This window comes from Streptomyces cyaneus, from assembly GCF_004028635.1.
Lineage (GTDB): Bacteria > Actinomycetota > Actinomycetes > Streptomycetales > Streptomycetaceae > Streptomyces > Streptomyces cyaneus.
This window is the reverse complement of the sequence record NZ_RQJW01000009.1, coordinates 170045-191535: the sequence shown is the minus strand read 5'-3', so window position 1 is coordinate 191535 and position 21491 is coordinate 170045. Positions and strand designations below refer to the sequence as shown.

At 70.6% G+C, this 21491-nt stretch carries 21 protein-coding genes; 9 read left to right on the top strand and 12 right to left on the bottom strand.

Translation table 11 applies throughout. The features are described from left to right. Positions 1-44: 44 nt before the first annotated feature. A complete protein-coding gene (locus EHO50_RS31255; RefSeq protein WP_128434588.1) occupies positions 45-809 on the top strand; it encodes a VOC family protein in 765 nt (254 codons plus the stop codon). Between the two features lie 222 nt (positions 810-1031). Here the strand turns inward: EHO50_RS31255 and EHO50_RS31245 are convergent, their stop codons facing one another. From EHO50_RS31245 to EHO50_RS31225, 5 genes are all read right to left on the bottom strand, one after another. Further along, the gene (locus tag EHO50_RS31245; RefSeq protein ID WP_128434586.1) at positions 1032-1364 is read right to left on the bottom strand and encodes a DUF952 domain-containing protein; all 333 of its coding nucleotides are present in this window, start codon (positions 1362-1364) and stop codon (positions 1032-1034) included. 9 nt (positions 1365-1373) lie between these two features. Continuing rightward, positions 1374-2600, bottom strand: coding sequence for an RNA polymerase sigma factor (locus EHO50_RS31240; protein WP_128434585.1), 1227 nt, complete (start codon positions 2598-2600; stop codon positions 1374-1376). Between the two features lie 7 nt (positions 2601-2607). Next, positions 2608-3021, bottom strand: a complete 414-nt coding sequence (locus EHO50_RS31235) for a YciI family protein (RefSeq protein ID WP_128434584.1) — start codon at positions 3019-3021, stop codon at positions 2608-2610. Positions 3022-3116: 95 nt separating this feature from the next. After that, complete coding sequence (locus tag EHO50_RS31230) at positions 3117-3362, bottom strand: hypothetical protein (RefSeq protein ID WP_128434583.1); 246 nt, start codon at positions 3360-3362, stop codon at positions 3117-3119. A gap of 26 nt (positions 3363-3388) precedes the next feature. Then, positions 3389-3973 carry a dihydrofolate reductase family protein gene (locus EHO50_RS31225; RefSeq protein ID WP_128434582.1) on the bottom strand — a complete coding sequence of 195 codons (585 nt, stop codon included), beginning with the start codon at positions 3971-3973 and terminating at the stop codon, positions 3389-3391. Between the two features lie 122 nt (positions 3974-4095). Here EHO50_RS31225 and EHO50_RS31220 point away from each other — a divergent pair, with 122 nt between their 5' ends. Beyond that, positions 4096-4686 (top strand): TetR/AcrR family transcriptional regulator, encoded by a 591-nt coding sequence (locus EHO50_RS31220; protein ID WP_128434581.1) that lies wholly within the window; start codon positions 4096-4098, stop codon positions 4684-4686. A 113-nt stretch (positions 4687-4799) separates the two neighbouring features. On the opposite strand, the gene EHO50_RS31215 is transcribed toward EHO50_RS31220, so the two are convergent. From EHO50_RS31215 to EHO50_RS31205, 3 genes are all read right to left on the bottom strand, one after another. Beyond that, positions 4800-5393 carry a GNAT family N-acetyltransferase gene (locus tag EHO50_RS31215; protein ID WP_128434580.1) on the bottom strand — a complete coding sequence of 198 codons (594 nt, stop codon included), beginning with the start codon at positions 5391-5393 and terminating at the stop codon, positions 4800-4802. A gap of 271 nt (positions 5394-5664) precedes the next feature. Further along, entirely contained in the window at positions 5665-6810 is a 1146-nt protein-coding gene (locus tag EHO50_RS31210; RefSeq protein ID WP_128434579.1) for a family 2 encapsulin nanocompartment cargo protein polyprenyl transferase, read from the bottom strand. 126 nt (positions 6811-6936) lie between these two features. Then, positions 6937-8343, bottom strand: coding sequence for a family 2B encapsulin nanocompartment shell protein (locus EHO50_RS31205; RefSeq protein ID WP_128434578.1), 1407 nt, complete (start codon positions 8341-8343; stop codon positions 6937-6939). Positions 8344-8659: 316 nt separating this feature from the next. Here EHO50_RS31205 and EHO50_RS31200 point away from each other — a divergent pair, with 316 nt between their 5' ends. After that, on the top strand, positions 8660-9250 hold the full coding sequence (locus tag EHO50_RS31200; RefSeq protein WP_128434577.1) for an N-acetylmuramoyl-L-alanine amidase: 591 nt from the start codon (positions 8660-8662) through the stop codon (positions 9248-9250). Between the two features lie 106 nt (positions 9251-9356). Beyond that, on the top strand, positions 9357-10259 hold the full coding sequence (locus tag EHO50_RS31195) for a 1-aminocyclopropane-1-carboxylate deaminase/D-cysteine desulfhydrase (RefSeq protein ID WP_128434576.1): 903 nt from the start codon (positions 9357-9359) through the stop codon (positions 10257-10259). On the opposite strand, the gene fxsT is transcribed toward EHO50_RS31195, so the two are convergent. Both fxsT and EHO50_RS31185 read right to left on the bottom strand, forming a co-directional pair. Then, positions 10260-13160 carry an FxSxx-COOH system tetratricopeptide repeat protein gene (fxsT, locus tag EHO50_RS31190; RefSeq protein WP_128434575.1) on the bottom strand — a complete coding sequence of 967 codons (2901 nt, stop codon included), beginning with the start codon at positions 13158-13160 and terminating at the stop codon, positions 10260-10262. Positions 13161-13264: 104 nt separating this feature from the next. Next, a complete protein-coding gene (locus tag EHO50_RS31185) occupies positions 13265-14860 on the bottom strand; it encodes a Na+/H+ antiporter (RefSeq protein ID WP_128434574.1) in 1596 nt (531 codons plus the stop codon). 247 nt (positions 14861-15107) lie between these two features. Here EHO50_RS31185 and EHO50_RS31180 point away from each other — a divergent pair, with 247 nt between their 5' ends. The 3 genes from EHO50_RS31180 (at position 15108) to EHO50_RS31170 (ending at position 17179) form a co-directional block, all read left to right on the top strand. Continuing rightward, positions 15108-15368: a UBP-type zinc finger domain-containing protein gene (locus EHO50_RS31180; protein ID WP_078916258.1), complete on the top strand. Its 261-nt coding sequence runs from the start codon at positions 15108-15110 to the stop codon at positions 15366-15368. A gap of 249 nt (positions 15369-15617) precedes the next feature. Further along, positions 15618-16031, top strand: coding sequence for an ATP-binding protein (locus EHO50_RS31175; protein ID WP_004925829.1), 414 nt, complete (start codon positions 15618-15620; stop codon positions 16029-16031). A gap of 17 nt (positions 16032-16048) precedes the next feature. Beyond that, entirely contained in the window at positions 16049-17179 is a 1131-nt protein-coding gene (locus EHO50_RS31170; RefSeq protein WP_128434772.1) for an RNA polymerase sigma factor SigF, read from the top strand. Between the two features lie 31 nt (positions 17180-17210). On the opposite strand, the gene EHO50_RS31165 is transcribed toward EHO50_RS31170, so the two are convergent. After that, positions 17211-17657 (bottom strand): hypothetical protein, encoded by a 447-nt coding sequence (locus tag EHO50_RS31165; RefSeq protein WP_128434573.1) that lies wholly within the window; start codon positions 17655-17657, stop codon positions 17211-17213. 392 nt (positions 17658-18049) lie between these two features. Between EHO50_RS31165 and EHO50_RS31160 the strand changes: the two genes are divergently transcribed. Then, positions 18050-19018: a diacylglycerol/lipid kinase family protein gene (locus EHO50_RS31160; RefSeq protein ID WP_128434572.1), complete on the top strand. Its 969-nt coding sequence runs from the start codon at positions 18050-18052 to the stop codon at positions 19016-19018. A gap of 319 nt (positions 19019-19337) precedes the next feature. Then, positions 19338-19595, top strand: coding sequence for a WhiB family transcriptional regulator (locus EHO50_RS31155; protein WP_006142322.1), 258 nt, complete (start codon positions 19338-19340; stop codon positions 19593-19595). 199 nt (positions 19596-19794) lie between these two features. Here the strand turns inward: EHO50_RS31155 and EHO50_RS31150 are convergent, their stop codons facing one another. Further along, positions 19795-21270, bottom strand: a complete 1476-nt coding sequence (locus tag EHO50_RS31150) for a sensor histidine kinase (RefSeq protein WP_128434571.1) — start codon at positions 21268-21270, stop codon at positions 19795-19797. Positions 21271-21491: the final 221 nt, after the last annotated feature.

Sequence of the window (21491 nt, the reverse complement as noted above, 5' to 3'; positions counted from 1 at the left end):
CTGCTGCAGACCCGCCACCGCGCCGGCGGATCTACGATCGCCCCATGAGCATCCGCTGGACCTACGCCTTCGTCGACCGCCCCGCCGAGTCCTTCGCCCGGGCCCATGCCTTCTGGGCTGCGGTGACGGACACACGGCTGTCCGAATTCCGGGGTGAGCAGGGGGAGTTCGTGACCCTGCTGCCGGGCGGCGAGGCCGACGCCTGCGTGAAGGTCCAGGGGGTCGGCTCGGGCGCCGGTGGCGCGCATCTCGACTTCGCCGTGGACGACGTACCGGAATTCGTGAAGTCGGCCCTTCAGCGGGGTGCGGGCCTCGCCGCCGAGCACGACGGGTGGGCTGTACTGCGGTCGCCCGCCGGGCAGTTGTTCTGTGCCGTGCCCTGGCAAGGGGAGTCGGTGCGGCCGCCCGTGGTGCGCGGCAGCCGGCTCGATCAGGTCTGCCTGGACGTACCGCCGTCGCTGTACGACACCGAAGTCGCCTTCTGGAGCGACCTGTTGGCCGGCTGGGCGTCGGCGCCCGGCTCCCGACCCGAGTTCCATGTGCTCAGGCCTCCGGCCGGGCTGCCCGTACGCATCCTGCTCCAGCGGCTCGGAGAGGAGCGGCCCGGAGAGGGGCGTTCGGGCTCCGCCCACCTGGACCTCGCCTGCGCGGACATCGCGGCGGCCCGCGCCCGGCACGAGGAACTGGGCGCGGCGTTCGTCGCCCAGGGTGCCCACTGGACGGTGATGCGCGATCCGGCGGGCGGCGTGTACTGCCTGACGGCGCGGGACCCGGAGACGGGCGGGCTGACCGGCGCTAGCGCGTCCTGACGAAGCAGAGGAGTTGTGCCGCGCCGTTCTCGTCGCGCGAGGGGCTCGGGCACGCCGACGGCCACCCTTGCGGAAGCGACGGCGTAGGACTGGCTTCCTCCCAGCGGTACGGCCCCGGCGGCTCCGCCGAGGCCTGCAACCACAGCGTCGCCCCGCCCGCGACGGCCACGACGATCACCCACACCGCCACGACCCATCGCCATAACCCGCGACGGCCCGACGTCACCCCCACGGCTCCACGTCCACCACAGCGTCCACCGGAATGGGCCCGTACACATGCGGGAACTCCTCGCCCCCGGGCTCCGGCGCCTCGTACTTCAGCGGCACGCCGAGCCGCGCAGGGTCCACGACCAGCACCACGAGCTCCTCGGGGCCGTCGTAGGAGCCGTACAGAAAGGCTGCCACGGACGGGAGTTGAGCGCGGGTCGAGCAGTGGATGAAGCCCTCTTCCCGGAGCGTGCGGCCACGTGTCGAGATCTCGTACGTGCCGTGCTCGCGCGCCGCGTCCCACAGGGAGCGCTCGGTGATGTGGAGGATGTACGTCTGTTCGGGCATGGGCCCACGCTATGGCCTCAGTCGTGCCGCCCGCGCGTGCAAATAGCGCTGCTCCGGCAGGCTCAGGGTCTTGGCGGCGGCGGCCTCGTAGGCGGCGCGGGCCTCGTCGTGAGCGCCCGCCCGCTCCAGGAGGTGACCGCGGACCGCGTCCAGCCGGTGCCCGGCACCCAACTCGTCCTCCAGCGCGTCCAGTTCGGCCAGTCCCGCCCGCGGCCCCTGGACCATGGCGACGGCCACTGCCCGGTTGAGCCGCTCGACGGGTCCGGGAACGAGGCGGACGAGGACGTCGTAGAGCCCGAGGATCTCCCGCCAGTCGGTCTCCTCTGCAGAGGGCGCCTCGTCGTGCACGGCGGCGATGGCGGCACGCAGCTGGTACGGGCCGGCGCGGCCCTGCGACAGAGCGCGGGTGACCAGGGCGACGCCCTCCTCGATGGCGGCCTTGTCCCAGCGGTCGCGGTCCTGTTCGTCGAGGGGGACGAGCTCGCCGTGCGGGCCGGTGCGCGCGTCGCGGCGGGCGTCGGTGAGCAGCATCAGGGCCAGCAGGCCGGCCGCCTCACCGTGCTCGGGGAGGAGCCGGTGCACCTCGCGGGTCAGCCGGATCGCCTCGCCGGCGAGTTCCCGCCGCGTCAGGCTCGCGCCCGAGGTCGCCGTATAGCCCTCGTTGAAGATCAGGTACAGGGTCTGCAGGACCGCGGGCAGACGGTCCTCCCAGTTGTCGGGACGCCCGAACCGCACACCGCGGACCTTCTGCTTGGCCCGGCTGATGCGCTGGGCCATGGTCGCCTCGGGGACCAAGTACGCGCGGGCGATCTCCGCCGTGGTCAGCCCGCCTACGGCACGCAGGGTGAGGGCAATCTGGGCGGGCGGGGGCAGGTCCGGGTGGCAGCACAGGAAGAGCAGGGTGAGGGTGTCGTCCTCGCGGGGCGCGCGGTCCGCCCCCGGCGCCGGTGCCGTGAAGGCGTCCCGGGGTGTCAGCGCCGCGACCTTCTCCTCCCGGGCCCGGCGCGACTCCTCCGCGCGCAGGGCGTCGGTCAGCCGGCGTGCGGCGACCTTGATCAGCCAGCCCCGCGGATTGTCCGGGGCACCGTCCCGCGGCCACTGCTCGGCCGCCGCGAGCAGGGCCTCCTGTACGGCCTCCTCGGCGGTGTCGAAGTGGCCGTACCGCCGCACCAGCGCGCCGAGGACCTGCGGCGCGTGGCGGCGCAGCAGGTCCTCGGTCTCGGTCGGGCCGGCCATCGGCGGCTCAGCAGTCTCCGGCGCCGTCCAGGATGGGACGGATCACCACCGGGTACACGGGGGCCCCGGCGGGCTGGGGGCAGCGGGCGACGCGCTCGGCGATCTCGGTGACCCGCTCCAGGCTCGCGCAGTCCAGCACCCAGTAGCCGGCCAGCAGCTCCTTGGTCTCGCTGTACGGCCCGTCGGTGATCACCGCCTTGCCGTCGTCGCCCAGGGTGACGTGCCGGACCTTCGCGGGCTCGGCCAGGCCCTGCCCGTCGATCATCTCGCCGGTCTCGGCGAGGTCGTCGTTGATGGCCTGCATGTAGGCGTACATCGCCTGGATCTCCTCCTGGCTCCAGGCCACCGAGTGCTCGGACGCCTTGCCCTGCATCGCCTCGTAGTCCGCCTGCGTGCCCTGCACCATGACCAGGTACTTCATCGGTCCGCTCCTTCTGCTTCCGTCGGCTCGGGCCACCCTTGTCGGGCGGCTCTCACAGGGGACGTCGGAGCCGGGCCGGGATTCTCGACACGGGGTCAGGGGTTTTTCGCGGTGGGTGCCTCAGGTTGCTCGGGCTTGCGCTCGGACTCGGGCTCGGGCTTGCGCTCGCGCGCGTGCCTTTCCTCGTGCTCGGCGTCACCCTCGCTGTACGCGCTGCACTCGGGGTTCCGGCACGGGCCGGCCACCCATGTGGGGACCCAGGCGCCCAGCGTCTTGTGGCGCCTGACGACCGTGTCGACGGGCTGTCCGCAGTCGGGACAGACGTGCTCTTCGCTGCCCATGTCCTCAGGGTAGGGCGGGAAACCGCTCAGCGCTTCCTGCTGTACGTACGGACCACGGCGCCGTTGCCGAAGCTGCGCACCGCGTCGAGGGTGAACTCCGTGACGGCGAGGTCCGAGCCGAACATCGGCATGCCCGCGCCGTACACGATGGGGTAGGACTTGATGACGAGCTCGTCGACCTCGTCGAGCAGTTCGCCCGCGATCTGCGAGCCTCCGCAGAGGTAGATGCCGAACTCGCCGTCCTCCGCCTTGAGTTCGCGCACCTTGGCGACCAGATCGCCGCCGATGATCTCGACGTTCGGGTCGGGCGACTCCGTCAGGGTGCGCGAGGCGACGTATTCGCGCAGATGGGCGTACGGGCTGGTGACGCCCTCCTTCAGCGCCAGGTCGTAGCTGCCGCGGCCCTGGATGATCGTGTCGAACCTCTTGTTCTCCAGGCCGTCGAGGCCGAGCGCCCGACGGCCATGGGTCGGCAGGGTCTCCGGGTATTCGCTCTTGAGGAACGCGAGGTACTCCTCGTCGACGAAGGCGAGCATCGCCGACGCGTCACCGCTCGGGTCCCCGATGAAGCCGTCGAGCGAGCAGGCGATGAAGTAGGTGAGCTTTCGCAAGCCGGTCTCTTTTCGTAGGCTGGTCAACCACTCCGGTTGTAGTGCTTCAGTTGTAGTACTTCGCTTGTAGTGGTCGCAAGGGTATTTTGGGGACCGGATGGAAGTGAGAGAGAGGACTCCGAATGGCGGGCAATCCGGAGCGGCGGGCCGCGCTCGTCGACGCGGGCGTCGAGGTGCTCGCCCGGGAGGGTGCGCGCGGGCTGACGTTCCGCGCGGTGGACGCCGAGGCTGGGGTGCCGGTCGGCACCGCCTCCAACTACTTCACCGGGCGCGACGACCTGCTCCGCCAGATCGACGCCCGGCTGCACTTGCGGCTGGCGCCCGACCCCGAGGTGATCGCCGGGCTGCTGACCCGGCCGAAGGACCGCTCCCTGGTCACCGCCTTCATGCACGACCTGATGGCCCGCGCGACCCGCGACCGCACGGGCTATCTGGCCCTGCTGGAGATGCGCCTGGAGGCCGGCCGGCGCCCCGAACTGCGCTCCTCCTTCACCAAGTCGGTGCGCGGCGACCTGGAGGAGGGCATGGAGTTCCACCGGAACGCCGGGCTGCCTGGCGGCGACGAGGTCGTCACCGTGCTCTATCTCGCGATGCTCGGGCTGCTCCTGGAACACCTGACACTGCCGGACGTGCTGGAGGGCACCCTGCCCGGGGTCAGCGTGCCGGACGGCCTGGTCGAGCGGATCGTGGAGACGGTCGTACCGGAGGGGTAGTGGCAGCGGGGGCCGGAGCGGTGGGGCCCGGCGGTCTGAGCGGTATGCCCAGCAGGGCCCGGAGCGGCACGGGGCGCGGCGGCCGGAACGGTAAGGAGGGCGGGGGCGGTGGCTCAGCCGCGCGGCTCGCGCCACATCGGCCACATCCGGGGGCCGTCCGGGAGGTCGAGGGGACGGCCCTGGAGTTCGAAGCCGAGGCGCTCGTACAGCTTCCGGCTACGGTCGCTGCTCGCCTCCAGGTAGGCGGGCAGTCCGTCCCGGTCGCAGCGGTCGAGGACCGAGTTCATGAGCGCGGTGCCGAGACCCTCGCCCTGGTGCCCGGGTGCCGCGGCGATCATCCACAGGTATTCGTGGGCGCGGCCGGAAGGATGGATACCGGCTGTCAGGCGGCCGATCAGCTCGACACGCTCGTTCTCCGGGTCGACCTGCGCGCGCAGCCGAGCGGGCCCTTCGTCGTCCAGGTCCTGCTCGACGGCAGGCACGGATATCCACAACGCACACGCCGTGCCGTCCTCGGTGACGTCGATACGGCCGACGGCGCTCACGATGTCGGTGAACGCGGCCATGAGCTTGGGGTGGGTGGTACGGCGGTGCTCCTCGCCCGGGAACACCCAGCCGCTGACCGGATCGTCCTGGAAGGCCGCGTCCAGCAACCGGACCACCAGCTCCCGGTCCCCCTCGCCCGCCGTCCGGATCCGCACGCCCATGTGTACCCGCCCCTTCACGTCAACCGGCCTTGATCGTAGGGCGATCGAAGCGGGCGTGCCGTCCGCGGGGCGACTTTGTCGAGATCTGTCCGGTACACAGTCCGATACACGGGGACGGGCCCCGCACACCGTGGGGATGTGCGGGACCCGCCGGTCCGGAGCCGCCCGGCGGCCGTACGGGGTCAGGAACCGTACGGCCCCGATGGCTCCGGAGTCTCGACGACCATCGGCTGCCGCGACCGAGCGACTCGGCCATCGGCTGCCACGGCCCTCAGTTGCTGCGCCGCGTCACGTACTCCGCCAGGGCCAGCAGTCCGCCCGCCTGCTCCGGATCCGGGACCGCGCGAGCCAGTTCCTGCATGGCGCGGGCCATCCGGTCGGCGGCCTGGGCCTGCGCCCAGTCGCGGCCACCCGCTCGCTCGACGGCGAGCGCGGTCGCCTGCAAGTCCTCCTTGTCGTACGGCATTTCGTACAGCGCGGCCAGTTCCGCCGCCGCCGGACCGCCGGAGGTCAGCGCGGCGACGACCGGCAGGGACTTCTTACGGGCGGCGAGGTCCGCGCCGGCCGGCTTGCCGGTGCGGCTGGGGTCGCCCCATATGCCGATCACGTCATCGATCAGCTGGAAGGCGAGCCCGGACTCACGGCCGAACGCGTCCAGCGCCGCCACGTGCTCGTCCGCCGCGCCCGCGTACAGCGCACCGAGGGCACAGGCGCACCCGAGCAGCGCGCCGGTCTTGGCCTCGGCCATGCCGAGCACCTCGTCGAGGCCGACGTCACCGGGGCCCCGCTTCTCCATCGACGTGTCCGCGTGCTGACCGGCGCACAGCTCCACGACGCAGGCCGCGAGGCGGGCGGCGGCGGGCGCCGACGCCGGGTGCGGGTCCTCGGCGAGCAGCCGCAGAGCCAGCGCCTGGAGGGCGTCCCCGGCGAGGATCGCGTCGGCGTCGCCGAACACCGCCCATACGGTGGGCCGGTGCCGACGGGTGGTGTCCCGGTCCATCACGTCGTCGTGCAACAGAGTGAAGTTGTGCACCAGCTCCACCGCCACCGCGGCCTGTACCGCCGCCGCCCGTGCCGCCGGTCCGCCGAGTGCGGCGGCCGCGGTGAGGACGAGGGCGGGACGGATCGCCTTGCCCGCGTTGCCCGCCGCCGGGGTGCCGTCCGGGTGCTCCCAGCCGAAGTGGTAGCGCGCGATCCGGCGCATGGAGGGCGGCAACGACTCGACGGCGGCGCGCAGTTCGGGGTCGACCGACGCCCGGACACGCTCCAGGATCAGCGCCGCCTCCGGCCCGTCCGGCGGACTCGCCCCGCTCCCGCCGTCCATGTCGATCGCGATCGGCCTCCGCCTTTCGAGCGTCTCGGTGGACGGCCGCGCCCCGGCAGGACGCTGCTCCGTCTCCGTCATGAACTCACCCATGGCATCGCCTCGGAGAGTCGGCGGACGGTGACCCTTCCGCTACGGCTGGGCGCCTACCCCGAGGATGTACCCACGCGGGCGGCGCGGGACACGACGTACGAGCGACGAGCGTTCGGACGGGGAGCGTCACCGCCAGCGACCGATCTCGACGTTCTCCAGCACACCGAGGGCGTCCGGTACCAGGACCGCGGCCGAGTAGTAGGCCGTCACCAGGTACTTGATGATGGCCTGTTCGTTGATGCCCATGAAGCGGCAGGACAGGCTCGGCTCGATCTCGTCCGGGATGCCGGCCTGCTGGAGTCCGATGACGCCCTGCTCCGCCTCGCCGGTACGCATGGCGATGATCGAGGTCGTACGGGCCTCGGTGACCGGGATCTTGTTGCAGGGGTAGATGGGTACACCGCGCCAGGTGGGGATGCGGTTGCCGGCGATCTCGATGGTCTCGGGGACCAGCCCGCGCTTGTTCAGCTCACGCCCGAACGCGGAGATCGCGCGCGGGTGGGCGAGGAAGAGCTTGGTGCCGCGCCGCCGGCAGAGCAGCTCGTCCATGTCGTCGGGGCTGGGCACGCCGTCGTGCGGCTGGAGCCGCTGGTCGTATTCGCAGTTGTTGAGCAGCCCGAACTCGCGGTTGTTGATGAGCTCGTGCTCCTGGCGCTCCTTCAGGGCCTCCACGGTCAGCCGGAGCTGCTGTTCGGTCTGGTTCATCGGCTGGTTGTAGAGGTCGGCCACGCGCGTGTGGATGCGCAGCACGGTCTGGGCGACGCTCAGTTCGTACTCACGGGGCCTGGCCTCGTAGTCGACGAAGGTGTGCGGGATGTCGGGCTCGCCGCTGTGGCCGGCGGCGAGGTCGATCTCCTTCTCGCCGTATTTGTTGGTGCGCTGCTCGGGGGCCGCCCGTAGCTGTTCGAGGTGCTCGCGCAGGGAGTCGGAGCGCTCCGCGACCTGCTCGAAGTCCTGGCGGCGCAGAGCGAGCACCGTGCACGCGGTGACCGCGCGGACCGTGTACTCCCAGATCGTGTCGGGGTCGATCAGCGCCTGCTCGCCGAGGTAGGCCCCGTCGGCGAGGACGCCCAGGGACTCGTCCTCCCCGTACGGTCCGCTGCCGAGCTTCTCCACCCTGCCGTGCGCCAGCAGATACACCTCGTCGGTACGACTGCCGAACGAGGTGATCAGGTTCCCCGCCGCGAATTCCCGCTGTTGGCAGCGCTGGGCGAGCTCCGACAGCACGTCCTCGTCCTCGTACGAGCGCAGGGCGGGCAGTTCGCGCAGCTCGGCGGGGATGACCTCGACCCGGTCGCCGGTCTTCACGAACGTGATCCGGCCGTCCCCCACGGCGTACGTCAGGCGCCGGTTCACCCGGTACGTGCCGCCCTGCACATTCACCCATGGCAGCGTGCGCAGCAGCCAGCGGGAGCTGATCTCCTGCATCTGGGGTGCGGACTTGGTCGTGGTGGCCAGGTTCCGCGCCGCCGCCGTGCCGAGACTCTGCTGCGGCTTGTCCTGCTCAGTGCGGACCTCTTCGCCTACCGACATAAGGAACTGCCCTCCCGGTCATGCCCCGACGCCGATCTGGCGCCACGCATCGCGATCTGCACGACCGAGCCTTCCATCGCGGAGTGTGCTGGTGCTATTACACGAAAGAGCGGGAATGGATCACGGCTGACTGGGCAAATAGAGGGCTCTTGTCCACCCGTGGAAGCACGGTGCCCGTCCCATCCGTGCCACGGCGATTGTCCGAAATGACTCGCACACCGTACGACTCGAGGAGTCCCGTCTGCCCGTTTTCGGTAAGTCACCGATACGAGGCGGCCGCGCACGGCGGCCGACGCACGGCACGAAGGAGGCGGTCATGGCCTCACCCATGTCCGCGAGCAGATTCCTGGAGAGACTTCGGGCGGAGGGCGCCACGGTCGTCGAGGTCGGCGACTGGGAGCACCACAACCGCAACCACGTCGGTCCGTGGGGCCCCGTCCACGGCGTGATGATCCACCACACGGTCACCGAGGGCAGCGCACACACGGTGGAACTCTGCCGCAACGGCTACGAAGGGCTGCCGGGCCCGCTGTGCCACGGCGTCATCACCAAGGACGGCAGGGTCCACCTCGTCGGCTACGGCCGCGCCAACCACGCCGGCCTCGGCGACGACGACGTACTGCGCGCGGTCATCGCGGAGAAGGCCCTGCCTCCCGACAACGAGGCCAACACCGATGGCAACCGCCACTTCTACGGCTTCGAGTGCGAGAACCTGGGTGACGGACAGGACCCGTGGCCGGAGCCCCAACTGGACGCGATCGAGCGGGTCTCGGCGGCCATCTGCCGCCATCACGGCTGGACGGAGCGGTCGGTGATCGGGCATCTGGAGTGGCAGCCGGGGAAGGTGGATCCGCGGGGGTTCACGATGGCCTGGATGCGGGAGCGGATCCGGGAGCGGCTGAAGTAGGACGAGTTACGGACGGGTGCGGAAGCAACCGGGGCAGTGCGGGTGCGGGAGCATCGCAGACAGGGCTGCCGTGCCCAACCCGTGGGGCCCGGGCGACAATGGCCAGGTGACCAGCCCCGACCCCACCGCCCTCCACCCTCGGCTCCCCTCCCCCTTGCAGGAGGCGGCCGACGAGCGGTTCACGCGTCGTGGCATCCGTCTGCTCCTCAAGCGCGACGACCTGATCCACCCTGAGCTGATCGGCAACAAATGGCGCAAGCTCGCGCCGAACCTGACGGCCGCGGCCGGTCGCCCGATCGTCACCTTCGGCGGCGCCTACTCCAACCACCTGCGCGCCACCGCCGCCGCCGGCCGGCTCCTCGGCCTGCCCACGGTCGGCGTGGTGCGCGGTCAGGAACTGGCCGAACGGCCACTGAATCCGTCGCTCGCGCGATGCGTGGCCGACGGTATGCGGCTGCATTTCGTCGACAGATCGACGTACCGCCGCAAGACCGACCCGGAAACGCAGGCGGCCATCCTGCGCGCGGCGGGAGCGGAGGAGGCGTACGTCGTCCCGGAAGGCGGCAGCAACGCCCTTGCCGTACGGGGGTGTCGGGCCCTCGGCGAGGAGCTGCGCGGGCAGGCCGACGTCGTCGCGATCGCGTGCGGCACGGGCGGAACACTGGCCGGCCTCGCCGCCGGGCTCGACCCCGGCCAGCAGGCCCTCGGCATCCCCGTCCTCAAGGGGGCCTTCCTTGCCGATGACGTACGAGGGCTGCAGACCGAGGCGTTCGGCGGGCCGCGCGGTGACTGGCGGCTGGACGAGCGGTTCCACTTCGGCGGATACGCCCGCACGACACCCGCGCTCGACGCCTTCGCCGAGGACTTCGAGGAACGGCATGGGGTACCGGTGGAACGTCTCTATGTCGCCAAATTGCTGTATGGGCTCGTGACGTTGGCGGAGGAAGGGGCGTTCGGGGCGGGGGCCGTGGTGGTTGCCGTGGTGACCGGGGCGCCGTTCGGCGGGTGATCAGCGGGACTTTCTGCCGAAGCCACGCTTCGTGGATTTCTTCGGCGTCAGTTTCTGCGCCTTGCGGTGCAGCCCCATCTGCCGGTAGGCCGCTGCGAGGGATCGGGTGGTGGCCTGGGTGTCCTCATGGCCGTCGCCGAGAGTTCGGCGCTGACGGGCGCGTACGTCTTCCAGCAACTTCGCGCCCGCCGCGAGGGAGCGCAGATTGCACATCGTCACGCCGAGGTTGTGAGTCGATATGAGGGTCTCCTGGTGGTCCTCACCGAGGACGCGGCGGCGCCGGGCGATCGTGTCCTCGAGCAGGCGACGGCTTTCTGCGTGGTCACCCAGCCCGTCCAGGGCGGCGGAGAGAGCGTGCGCGGACTTCAGGGTGTCGGGGTGATCCGGCCCCAGAACGCGACGCTCCCAGGCAAGGACGTCCGCGAGCAGGCGGCGGGCCTCTTCGTGTTCACACAGCGCGTTCAGGGCATGGGCGAGGCCATACGCGGCCTTGACGGCTTGGGGGTGATCAGCGCCGGAGACACGGCGACGCCGGGCGATGACGTCCTCGAGCATGCTCCGAACCTTGCCGTATTCGCCCATGTCGTTCAGGGTGGCGGCAAGGCCCTGAACAGCGTTGAGGGTCAGCGGGTGGTCGTCGCCGAGCGTGCTCCGGCATCGGGCCTGAGTCTCCTCCTGCAGCCGTCGAGCCTCGGTCACGTCGCCGAGCAGGCGCAGGGATTCGGCGAGACCCAAGGTGGACCGGAGCGTGTCCGGATGGCCGTCGCCCAGTACCCGTCGGCGGCGGGCGAGGGTGCCCTCATGCGTGCCGCGTGCCGCGACGTACTCACCCAGTGCGGTGAGCGCTGCGCCCAAGTTACCTGCGGACTGAAGGGTCTTGGGGTGCTCCTCGCCGAGGACGCGGCGTCGACGGGTCAAGGTGTCCTCGTCGATGCGCAGTGCCTCCTGAAACTCACCCAGGGCGGAGAGAATCGCGGCGAAGTCGTTGGCGGACTGCAGCGTGTCGGGGTCGTCGTCCCCCAGCATCCGGCGGCGACGTACGAAGGCGTCCTCGATGATCGGTCGGGCAGCCCGGATGTCGCCGAGGTCCGATGTCGCGTGGCCGAGGTACTGCGTGCAGGTCAGCACGTCGGGATGGTCAGGGCCCGACTCCGCGGTCCACGCCTCTCGCAGGGTGGCGGCGAGCTCGGCGGCGGTCCGCGGCTGGGCGCTGCGGATCAGGAAGTTCACCGCGTTGCGGAGCACCGGGCGCAGCTCGGGCCGGCGGGTGACGTCGAGGTGCTGCGACCAGAGGTGCGAAGTCAGGTTCGCCCAGATCGGCCAGTTGGCCGGCGGTTCGGGATCCCCCGGCTCGACGGCTGCCAGAACGGCCGCCGCGTCGTCGTGGATCGCCTCGGCCTGCGCCGGGTCGACCTGGTCACGCAGGACGGCCTGGGTCAGGCGATGCAGCTGCAGGGCCTCTCCGTCGATCCGGGCGAGGCCATAACGGCGCAGCGGTTCGAGCGCGGCCCTCGTCCACAGCGGGTCGTGGGGATCTCCCGGGATCGTGGACAACCGCGGCCGCGCGTTCACCAACCACTCGGTGGGAATCGGCTCAGGCCCGAGGAACGCCGCGATCCGGAGCAGCGCCGTCGCGTCGGGGTGCCTGGCGTCGAGGCCCTCGACGGCGATGCCCACCGCAGCGGCAAGCGGCACCGGATAGTCGGGGACGTCGCCCTCGCGCAGGATGCGGCTCGTGCTGTCGTTCAGGAGCCGTCGATAGTGGTCGACGGGCGTGCCGGTCTCGATCATGCCCGCGGCCTGGGCGAGCGCCAGCGGTAGGTCACCGAGGTCCTGCGCGAGCGTGTCCGCCTGTGCCTCGGGGATGCCCGGGATCCGGGTCCTGAGGTACGCGAGCGAGTCGGCCCGCGAGAACACGTCGAGTGCCGTCGGGTGGGCCAGGCGGCGCCAGTTGGGGTTGCGTGAGGTGATCAGGACGTGTCCGGGGCCCTCGGGCAGCCACGGCTCGATCTGGTCGGGGTCCTCCGCGTTGTCGAGGATGATCAGCCACCGGGGCCGGGTGCGCAGGTGCTGCAGCAGCATCCGGGCATTGTGTTCGGCACCGGCTTCGGCGAGAGCCACGCCGATCCGGTCAGCCAGCTCCGTGTAGTGGATCGGGATCTGGTCGCTCTGCTCCGCGTCGATCCACCACACCAGGTCGTACTGGCTGGCGAACCGATGGGCGTACTCCACGGCGATCTGCGTCTTGCCGATCCCGCCCATCCCGTGCAGCGCGTACACGACGGACTGCCGCCCGCTGAGCAGACCGTCTCGGAGCTGGACCATCTGGGCCTCGCGCCCGGAGAAGTCGCGGTTGCGGCGGCGTACGTTCCACACCTCGGGCTCGCCGGTATCGCCCGGCAGCGCCGGTCTGGGCCCCTCGGGCACCGCGGGCCCGGCAGATCCGTCCGGCGCCTCGGCAGGGCTCCCCGGAAATGCCGGACGCTCGGTCGGCCGCCCGGCCCCGCTCACCGCGGCCCGCAGTGCCTCGATGGCTGCGGCCTCGTCCAGGCCGTGCAGGTTCATCCGCACCTTCGCGGCGAACATGGGATCGACCTCGTGGTTGCTCAGGGGTTCCACCGCGAGCGGAAGGACCCGGTCCCGGCGGGCGACGACCGCGGACCGCTCCTCCTGGGTCCAACGCCCGTCCTCGAAGTACGACTTGGAGAACAGAGCCACGACGGCATCCGCCTTCTCCAGCCCGTCGTCCATCCGCTGGACGAAGTCGTCCCCGGTCCGCCAGTCCCACACGTCGAGCTCGACAAGGTGACCATCCCGCTCGAGGTGCCACCCCACCCACTCGGCCCACAGCCGGTCGGCCCCCGCGTAACTGATGAAGAACCGCTGTGAGGTGCCGGCCATCGAGCCCCCCGAGTCACCCAGTACCGATCGCGTCCCTTCTATGATCCACCGTCAGAGGCGCACGCGGGTAGGGAACTGCGCACGACGTACCCCGGGTCGGTCGCTCACCCCGCCTCCCGGTAGGCCGCCGCCTCCTCCAGGTCCAGTCTGCGCAGCAGCGTCCGCAGCATCTCGTCGTCGATATAGCGACCGTCCCGCAGCTTCACGAACACCGTGCGCTCGATGCCGATCACCTCGCGGGACAGGCGTCGGTAGGTGTCGTCGACGGACTCGCCGGTGACCGGGTTGGCCTGGCCCAGGCGTTCCCAGACGGAGTTGCGGCGCCGTTCCAGGACGGCTCGCAGGCGATCGGCCAGTGGGTCCGGGAGGGCGTTGCGTTCGTCGGAGAGGAGTTCCTCCAGGCGTTGCTCGGCGGCGCGGGAGGCCTGCGCCTGGGCGTTCGCCTCGGCGAGGGTCTCGGCCTGTGCGTCGCGGCCGGGGAGTTTCAGCAGGCGGATCAGTGGCGGCAGCGTGACGCCCTGGACGACCAGCGTGCCGATGACCGTCGTGAAGGTCAGGAAGAGGATGAGGTTGCGCTCGGGGAAGTCCTCGCCGCCGTGCACCGTGAGCGGGATCGAGAAGGCGATGGCCAGCGAGACCACGCCCCGCATCCCGGCCCACGAGATGATGAACGGCCCCTTCCAGGTCGGGTTGTCCTCACGCTCCCGGATCCGCGCCGACAGCATGCGGGGCAGGAAGGTCGCCGGATACACCCACACGAACCGCGAGACGACGACCACGACGAAGACGGCGACCGCGTACCAGGCGGCACGTCCGCCCTCGTACTCCCCGAGGCCCTTGAGGACCACCGGAAGCTGCAGTCCGATGAGCGCGAACACCGCCGACTCCAGCACGAACGCGACCATCTTCCACACCGCCTCCTCCTGGAGCCGGGTGGCGAAGTCGACCTCCCACGCGCGGTGCCCCAGGAAGAGCGCGACCACCACGACCGCCAGCACCCCGGAGGCGTGCACCTGTTCGGCGGCCGCGTACGCGACGAACGGGATCAGCAGCGAGAGCGTGTTCTGCAGCAGCGCTTCCTTCAGGTGCGTGCGCAGCCAGTGGATCGGCACCATCAGCACCAGCCCCATGCCGATGCCGCCGAGCGCCGCGAGCAGGAACTCGCCGATGCCGCCGGCCCAGGTGGCGCCCTCTCCGACGGCGGCCGCGAGCGCGACGCGGTAGGCGGTGATCGCGGTGGCGTCGTTCACCAGGGACTCGCCCTGCAGGATCGTGGTGATCCGGGACGGCAGCCCAACCCGGCGCGCGACCGCCGTCGCCGCGACCGCGTCCGGCGGCGCCACCACCGCGCCCAGCACCAGCGCCGCGGTCAGCGGCAGGTCCGGCACGACGAGATACGCGGCCCAGCCGACCGTGAAGGTCGCGAAGAGCACGTATCCCACCGACAGCAGCATCACGGGCCGCATCTGCGCCCGCAGATCGAGATACGAGCTGTCCGTCGCCGCGGTGTGCAGCAGCGGGGGCAGCACCAGCGGCAGGACGATGTGCGGGTCGAGGGTGTACTCGGGCACGCCCGGCACGTACGACACCGCGAGCCCGGCGGCGACGAGCAGCAGCGGCGCCGGCACGGGGGACCGCCGGGCGCCCGCGGCCACCGCGGCACTGCCCGCCACCAGCAACAGCAGCGGCATCACGTCCATGCGTCTCGCCCGCCCTCGTCCGTCCCGGCGCCCACGCGCGCGTGCAGCATGGCACGGTGCACCGTGCCACGGTGGCCCAGGCCCCTCGCCGTCCGCCCGCACCCGGGCGCCGTCGTCCTTCGCCCGCGCTCGCTCATGGTCTGCGCCCGCCCTCGATCCCTCGTCGTGGACCGCACTTGATCATCGCCGTACGCCCGCCCTCGTTTTTCCGCGCGGCCATCCTCGCGGCCGTCGTAACCTGGCAATCATGAAACAGTGCACGCACGCCGACGCGCTGCCGCACCCGGAACCCGTGGCGCTGAACGAGACGTGTCCGGAGTGTCTGGCGGAAGGCATGCACCCCGTACAACTGCGGCTCTGTCTCAGCTGCGGGCATGTCGGCTGCTGCGATTCCTCGCCGGGGAGGCATGCGACAGAACACCACAAGGAGTCCGGTCACCCGGTGATGCGGACCTTCGAGCCGGGCGAGGAATGGCGTTGGTGCTTCGTGGACCACGTACTCGTGTGACCCTGGATCCGGACGGTTCGACCGTCTGACGTCTGGGTACGTCAACCCGGCGCGCGCTCTTCCCAATTGGAGCCGCAGACCCCTAGACACGGAGCGTATCCACAGGTTTACTGTGAGTGACGGCAAGGGGTTGGGGTCCTGGGGACAGGAAAGTTCAGAGCGCGATAGCGTCACCGCTGAACCACACATCGCGTTACCCCGGGGGGCAACCCTCGGCCCCGAGAAGCTTGTACCACCTTGGAGGTGAGGGTGTCCCAGATCGCAGGCGAGCCCGCGACCCAGGACTTCGTGGAAGTCCGGCTGCCGGCCGCGGGTGCCTACCTGTCGGTGCTGCGTACGGCGACTGCCGGCCTCGCGGCCCGTTTGGACTTCACCCTCGACGAGATCGAGGATCTCCGCATCGCGGTGGACGAGGCGTGCGCGATCCTGCTCCAGCAGGCCGTGCCCGGCTCGGTGCTCAGCTGCGTGTTCCGGCTCGTCGACGACTCACTCGAGGTCACCGTCTCGGCCCCGACCACGGACGGCCACGCCCCCTCCAGGGACACCTTCGCCTGGACCGTGCTGTCCGCCCTCGCGGGCAAGGTCTCCTCCGCCGTGGACGAGGACAAAACCGTTTCGATCAGCCTCTACAAACAGCGCGGCGCGGGACCCGGGCCGGCGTGAGGAACGGGGACGGGCCGGTGCGGGACGAAGAGCGCGGCACACGGGAGCTGCCGGACGGCACTCCCCCCTGCTCGGACGGAGCCGAGAGCCTGGGGGTGGGCCCGAGCGGTCCGAGCGGTTCCCGACGCGTGGTGGGCGGCATCGACGGCATCCCCGAGCAGGCCCGGCCACACCCGGAGGACGACTCCGTGGAGGCCGGCTCCCTGGACGACGGACGGGATGACGAGGGTGCCGTGCAGAGCGCGCCTCCGGGCGGACGGATCGGGGTCTCCCCAGTCCGTGTGGAGGCGAGGCCTCGGGAGAGGGCAACGGGCGGGACGATGAGCGAGCACGAGCGAAACGCCGAGGACGTGGCGATGGGCGCGCACACTGCGCAGGCCACCCAGCACGACCCTCAGGACCGCAGCGGGGCGCGCGCCATGTTCGTCGAGCTGCGCAAGCTGAAGGACGGCAGCCCCGAGTACGCGGAGCTGCGCAACAGGCTGGTCCGTATGCACCTGCCGCTGGTCGAGCACCTCGCGCGCCGCTTCCGCAACCGCGGCGAGCCGCTGGACGACCTCACCCAGGTCGCCACCATCGGCCTGATCAAGTCGGTCGACCGCTTCGACCCGGAGCGCGGCGTCGAGTTCTCGACCTACGCGACCCCGACGGTGGTCGGCGAGATCAAGCGGCACTTCCGCGACAAGGGCTGGGCGGTGCGGGTGCCTCGGCGCCTGCAGGAGCTGCGCCTCGCGCTCACCACGGCGACCGCGGAGCTCTCGCAGCAGCACGGCCGCTCCCCCACGGTCCACGAGCTCGCCGAGAAACTGGCGATCTCGGAGGAGGAGGTCCTGGAGGGCCTGGAGTCCGCCAACGCGTACTCCACGCTGTCCCTGGACGTCCCCGACACGGACGACGAGTCCCCTGCGGTCGCGGACACGCTGGGCGCGGAGGACGAGGCCCTGGAGGGCGTCGAGTACCGCGAGTCGCTCAAGCCGCTGCTGGAGGACCTCCCGCCCCGGGAGAAGCGGATCCTGCTGCTGCGCTTCTTCGGCAACATGACCCAGTCGCAGATCGCGCAGGAGGTCGGGATCTCCCAGATGCACGTGTCCCGGCTGCTGGCGCGCACGCTGGCGCAGCTGCGGGAGAAGCTGCTGGTGGAGGAGTGACGGTCAGGCCTGAGTACGTCAGGCCTGAGCGCTACTTCTGATCCGGTGCGTTGCCGGGCCCCCGGATTCCGAGGGCCTGCGTCGTCTCCTGGTTGATCAGGAGCACGAGCGTGGCGATCGCGGCCGCGGCGATCGCGATGCCCGCCGGAATCGCGATGCTGTCGGCCTGGAGCAGGCTGTACGCCACCGGCAGGGCCAGAATCTGCGTGATGACGGACGGCCCACGGCTCCAGCTGCGCTGAGCGAACAGGCCCCGCGCGGCGAGCAGCGGCAGCAGAGCGAGCACGATCAGCGTCACGCCGAGGGTGACGGCCTGCTGCCGGTCGTCCGGATCCCCGGCGAGCCCCAGCACGAGCACCCAGACACCCCCGACGGCGAGCCCCAGCCCTTCCAGCGCGGTGAGCACCGCCGCATACGTCAGCCGCCGCGGGCGCGGACCGGCGGTTTCCGGGGTGGTGGGGGTCTGCTCCTTGGTCACCCCTGAAGGGTAGCCCTCTGCGACATCGCCCTCGGCAGCCGCAGGGGGCTTCGCATCTCAACGCCGGTCCAGGCACTTCAGCCCATCCGGGGCTGCGCTTCTGGACGCCGACCCAGGCACTTCAGCTCGTCCGCGGCTGCCCTTCTGGACGCCGACCCAGGCATTTCAGCCCGTCCGGCGCTTGAGGACGAGGCCCGTTCAGGGCCGAAGCGGGGGTCTGGGGGCGGCAGCCCCCAGGGCCCGCGCCGACGCCGGCCGACCTCGCAGCGGGCGGCATCCGTACACCCGGCCCAAACCGACGGAGTCCCCCGTGTCGAGACTCACGCCCGATGTCTTACTTGATCCCTACCTCGCCCTGTGCCCGGTACCCCCCAGTAGGTACGCTGCAACTCATGCGTGCACTTCTCGTGGTCAATCCGGCAGCAACCACCACAAGCGCACGTACGCGCGATGTCCTGATCCATGCGCTCGCCAGCGAGATGAAGATCGAGGCGGTCACCACCGAGTACCGCGGACACGCACGCGACCTGGGCCGGCAGGCGGCGGAGAGCGACGACGTCGACCTGGTCGTGGCCCTCGGCGGCGACGGCACCGTGAACGAGGTCGTCAACGGCCTCCTGCACGCCGGCCCGAACCCTGGGCATCTCCCCGGCCTGGCCGTGGTCCCCGGCGGCTCCACCAATGTCTTCGCCCGCGCACTGGGCCTGCCGAACGACCCCGTGGAAGCAACCGGCGCCCTCCTGGACGCCCTGCGCGACGGCAGCGAACGTACGGTCGGGCTCGGCCTGACCTCCGGCACCCCGGGCACGGAGGACGAAGGCGTCCCGTCCCGCTGGTTCCTCTTCAACGCGGGGCTCGGCTTCGACGCGGGTGTGGTGGGCCGCGTGGAGCAGCAGCGTGAACGCGGCAGGAAATCCACACACGCGCTTTACCTCCGCCAGGCCATGCGCCAGTTCCTGGGCGAACCCCACCGCCGGCACGGCACGATCACTTTGGACCGCCCGGGCGAGGACCCGGTGACCGATTTGGTGCTGTCCATAATCTGCAACACCGCTCCGTGGACGTATCTGGGCAATCGTCCGGTGTACGCGGCACCTAAGGCCTCGTTCGATACGGGGCTCGATGTACTCGGTCTCAGCCGCATGTCCACGGTCGCGGTTGCCCGGTATGCCACGCAGTTGCTCACTTCGTCCCCCGAGCGCGGAGCCCATGGCAGGCATGCCGTCACACTCCACGACCTGGACCAGTTCACCTTGCATTCGAAGGTCCCCTTGCCCCTTCAGATGGACGGCGACCATCTCGGGCTGCGTACGAGCGTGACGTTCACAGGCGTACGCCGTGCACTGCGTGTGATTGTGTGAGCGGAACGGGCTAAAGTCCTTTCACTCGAACGTTTAGGCCAGGATCCACCCCATGGAAGTACGGCTGTGACCTAGTCGACACCGAGGAATCAAAAAAAACTTTCCGGAAGGGGTTGTATCCGCCGCTGAGGTTTGCGAGTCTCTACGTGGCGATCGGGACAGCCCGCAACACCGGCTCCACAGATCACCGGAACCCCTCTTCAAATCACAGGACCTCGCCAGGGAACCTGGCGGTCGGCCCTTCACTTGTTGAGGGATTCGTGAAAGCGTTCACATTCACAAGCAACTTGCACGTAATACACAAGGAGAGGTAGCAGCCATGGACTGGCGTCACAACGCCGTTTGCCGCGAGGAAGACCCCGAGCTCTTCTTCCCCATCGGCAACACCGGTCCTGCGCTGCTGCAGATCGAGGAAGCCAAGGCCGTCTGCCGTCGCTGCCCCGTTATGGATCAGTGTCTGCAGTGGGCGCTCGAGTCCGGCCAGGACTCCGGCGTCTGGGGTGGTCTCAGCGAGGACGAGCGTCGCGCCATGAAGCGCCGTGCCGCCCGCAACCGGGCCCGTCAGGCCTCCGCCTGACAACACCCGCCCCGCAAACAGCCTGAGCTTGGCGGCGCGTACAGCGAGTACGCATCTCCCGCCCCCGAGCCGCAGCGCGCAGTACCCCCGATGCGCTTAGCGATTGCAGAGCAGCAACGAGCACTAGCCCTGGACCACATGGTCCGGGGCTCTTTGCTGTGTGCGGCGCCCCTGTGCGGGAGTGCGGCGGGCGCGTGAACTACTTGGGTGCCCGGACCGGGATGTCGAGGATCACCCGAGTCCCCCGCTCCGGCGCCGGGACCATGTCGAACGTGCCGCCCAACTCGCCCTCCACCAGCGTCCGTACGATCTGCAGGCCGAGGTTGCCCGCGGTGTGCGGGTCGAAGCCCTCGGGCAGACCCACCCCGTCGTCCTGAACGGTGACCAGGAGGCGGGCCTGCTTCGTCGTACCCCCGCGCACGGCCGAGACCTCGACGGTGCCGGTGTCGCCCTCGCGGAAGCCGTGCTCCAGGGCGTTCTGCAGGATCTCGGTCAGGACCATCGACAGCGGGGTGGCGACCTCGGCGTCCAGGATGCCGAAGCGGCCGGTGCGTCGGCCGGCGACCTTGCCGGGCGAGATCTCGGCGACCATCGCCAGCACCCGGTCGGCGATCTCGTCGAACTCCACGCGCTCGTCGAGGTTCTGGGAGAGCGTCTCGTGCACGATCGCGATCGAGCCGACCCGTCGTACCGCCTCTTCGAGGGCTTCGCGGCCGCGGTCGGACTCGATGCGCCGGGCCTGGAGGCGGAGCAGGGCGGCCACCGTCTGGAGGTTGTTCTTCACCCGGTGGTGGATCTCCCGGATGGTCGCGTCCTTGGTGATCAACTCGCGTTCGCGGCGGCGCAGTTCGGTGACGTCCCGGAGCAGGACGAGTGAACCGATGCGGGTTCCCTTGGGCTTGAGGGGGATCGCCCGGAACTGGATGACGCCGTCGCCCGACTCGATCTCGAACTCGCGGGGCGCCCATCCGCTGGCGACCTTGGCCAGCGCCTCGTCCACGGGGCCGTGCGTCGGGGCGAGTTCGGCGGTGGTCTTGCCCAGGTGGTGGCCGACGAGGTCGGAGGCGAGGCCGAGGCGGTGGTAGGCGGACAGCGCGTTCGGCGAGGCGTACTGGACGATGCCGTCGGCGTCGACGCGGATCAGGCCGTCGCCGACACGCGGCGAGGCGTCCATGTCGACCTGCTGGTTGGCGAACGGGAACGCGCCGGCTGCGATCATCTGCGCGAGATCCGAGGCGCTTTGGAGATACGTCAGCTCCAGGCGGCTGGGGGTGCGCACGGTCAGGAGGTTGGTGTTGCGCGCGATGACACCCAGGACGCGCCCTTCCCGTCGTACGGGAATCGACTCGACGCGGACCGGCACCTCCTCGCGCCACTCGGGGTCGCCCTCCCGCACGATCCGGCCCTCGTCGAGGGCGGCGTCCAGCATGGGGCGGCGGCCGCGCGGGACGAGGTGGCCGACCATGTCGTCCTGGTACGAGGTGGGGCCGGTGTTGGGCCGCATCTGCGCGACGGAGACATAGCGGGTGCCGTCGCTGGTGGGGACCCACAGGACGAGGTCGGCGAAGGAGAGGTCGGAGAGCAGCTGCCACTCCGAGACCAGCAGGTGGAGCCACTCGAGGTCGGAGTCGTCGAGGGCCGTGTGCTGGCGTACGAGTTCGTTCATGGAGGGCACGTGGCCGAGCGTACCTGGCGGTACGGACATGACTCGAAACCAGCCACTTCAAGGGCCTGCGAGGGTCGAAAACACCCGCGGGCCGCGGCGCCTGGGAGGGACCCTCAACCCTCCCGGCACCGCAGCCCGGAGCAACATCGGCCGTGGGGTGTGCGGTCCCGGTCGGCCGAAGGATGAGGATCCGGTGCAGTCAGGGCAGAGAGCTCCGGTTCCTCGGTCCG

Excerpts from the sequence above, each read along its gene's own strand:
- EHO50_RS31180 (WP_078916258.1), top strand. The coding sequence starts at position 15,108 with ATGAAACAGTGCACGCACGCCGACGCGCTGCCGCACCCGGAACCCGTG.
- EHO50_RS31240 (WP_128434585.1), bottom strand. The coding sequence starts at position 2,600 with ATGGCCGGCCCGACCGAGACCGAGGACCTGCTGCGCCGCCACGCGCCG.
- EHO50_RS31205 (WP_128434578.1), bottom strand. The coding sequence starts at position 8,343 with ATGTCGGTAGGCGAAGAGGTCCGCACTGAGCAGGACAAGCCGCAGCAG.
- EHO50_RS31215 (WP_128434580.1), bottom strand. The coding sequence starts at position 5,393 with ATGGGCGTGCGGATCCGGACGGCGGGCGAGGGGGACCGGGAGCTGGTG.
- EHO50_RS31230 (WP_128434583.1), bottom strand. The coding sequence starts at position 3,362 with ATGGGCAGCGAAGAGCACGTCTGTCCCGACTGCGGACAGCCCGTCGAC.
- EHO50_RS31245 (WP_128434586.1), bottom strand. The coding sequence starts at position 1,364 with ATGCCCGAACAGACGTACATCCTCCACATCACCGAGCGCTCCCTGTGG.
- EHO50_RS31200 (WP_128434577.1), top strand. The coding sequence starts at position 8,660 with ATGGCCTCACCCATGTCCGCGAGCAGATTCCTGGAGAGACTTCGGGCG.
- EHO50_RS31255 (WP_128434588.1), top strand. The coding sequence starts at position 45 with ATGAGCATCCGCTGGACCTACGCCTTCGTCGACCGCCCCGCCGAGTCC.
- EHO50_RS31185 (WP_128434574.1), bottom strand. The coding sequence starts at position 14,860 with ATGGACGTGATGCCGCTGCTGTTGCTGGTGGCGGGCAGTGCCGCGGTG.
- EHO50_RS31210 (WP_128434579.1), bottom strand. The coding sequence starts at position 6,810 with ATGGGTGAGTTCATGACGGAGACGGAGCAGCGTCCTGCCGGGGCGCGG.
- EHO50_RS31235 (WP_128434584.1), bottom strand. The coding sequence starts at position 3,021 with ATGAAGTACCTGGTCATGGTGCAGGGCACGCAGGCGGACTACGAGGCG.
- fxsT (WP_128434575.1), bottom strand. The coding sequence starts at position 13,160 with ATGGCCGGCACCTCACAGCGGTTCTTCATCAGTTACGCGGGGGCCGAC.
- EHO50_RS31160 (WP_128434572.1), top strand. The coding sequence starts at position 18,050 with ATGCGTGCACTTCTCGTGGTCAATCCGGCAGCAACCACCACAAGCGCA.
- EHO50_RS31220 (WP_128434581.1), top strand. The coding sequence starts at position 4,096 with ATGGCGGGCAATCCGGAGCGGCGGGCCGCGCTCGTCGACGCGGGCGTC.
- EHO50_RS31155 (WP_006142322.1), top strand. The coding sequence starts at position 19,338 with ATGGACTGGCGTCACAACGCCGTTTGCCGCGAGGAAGACCCCGAGCTC.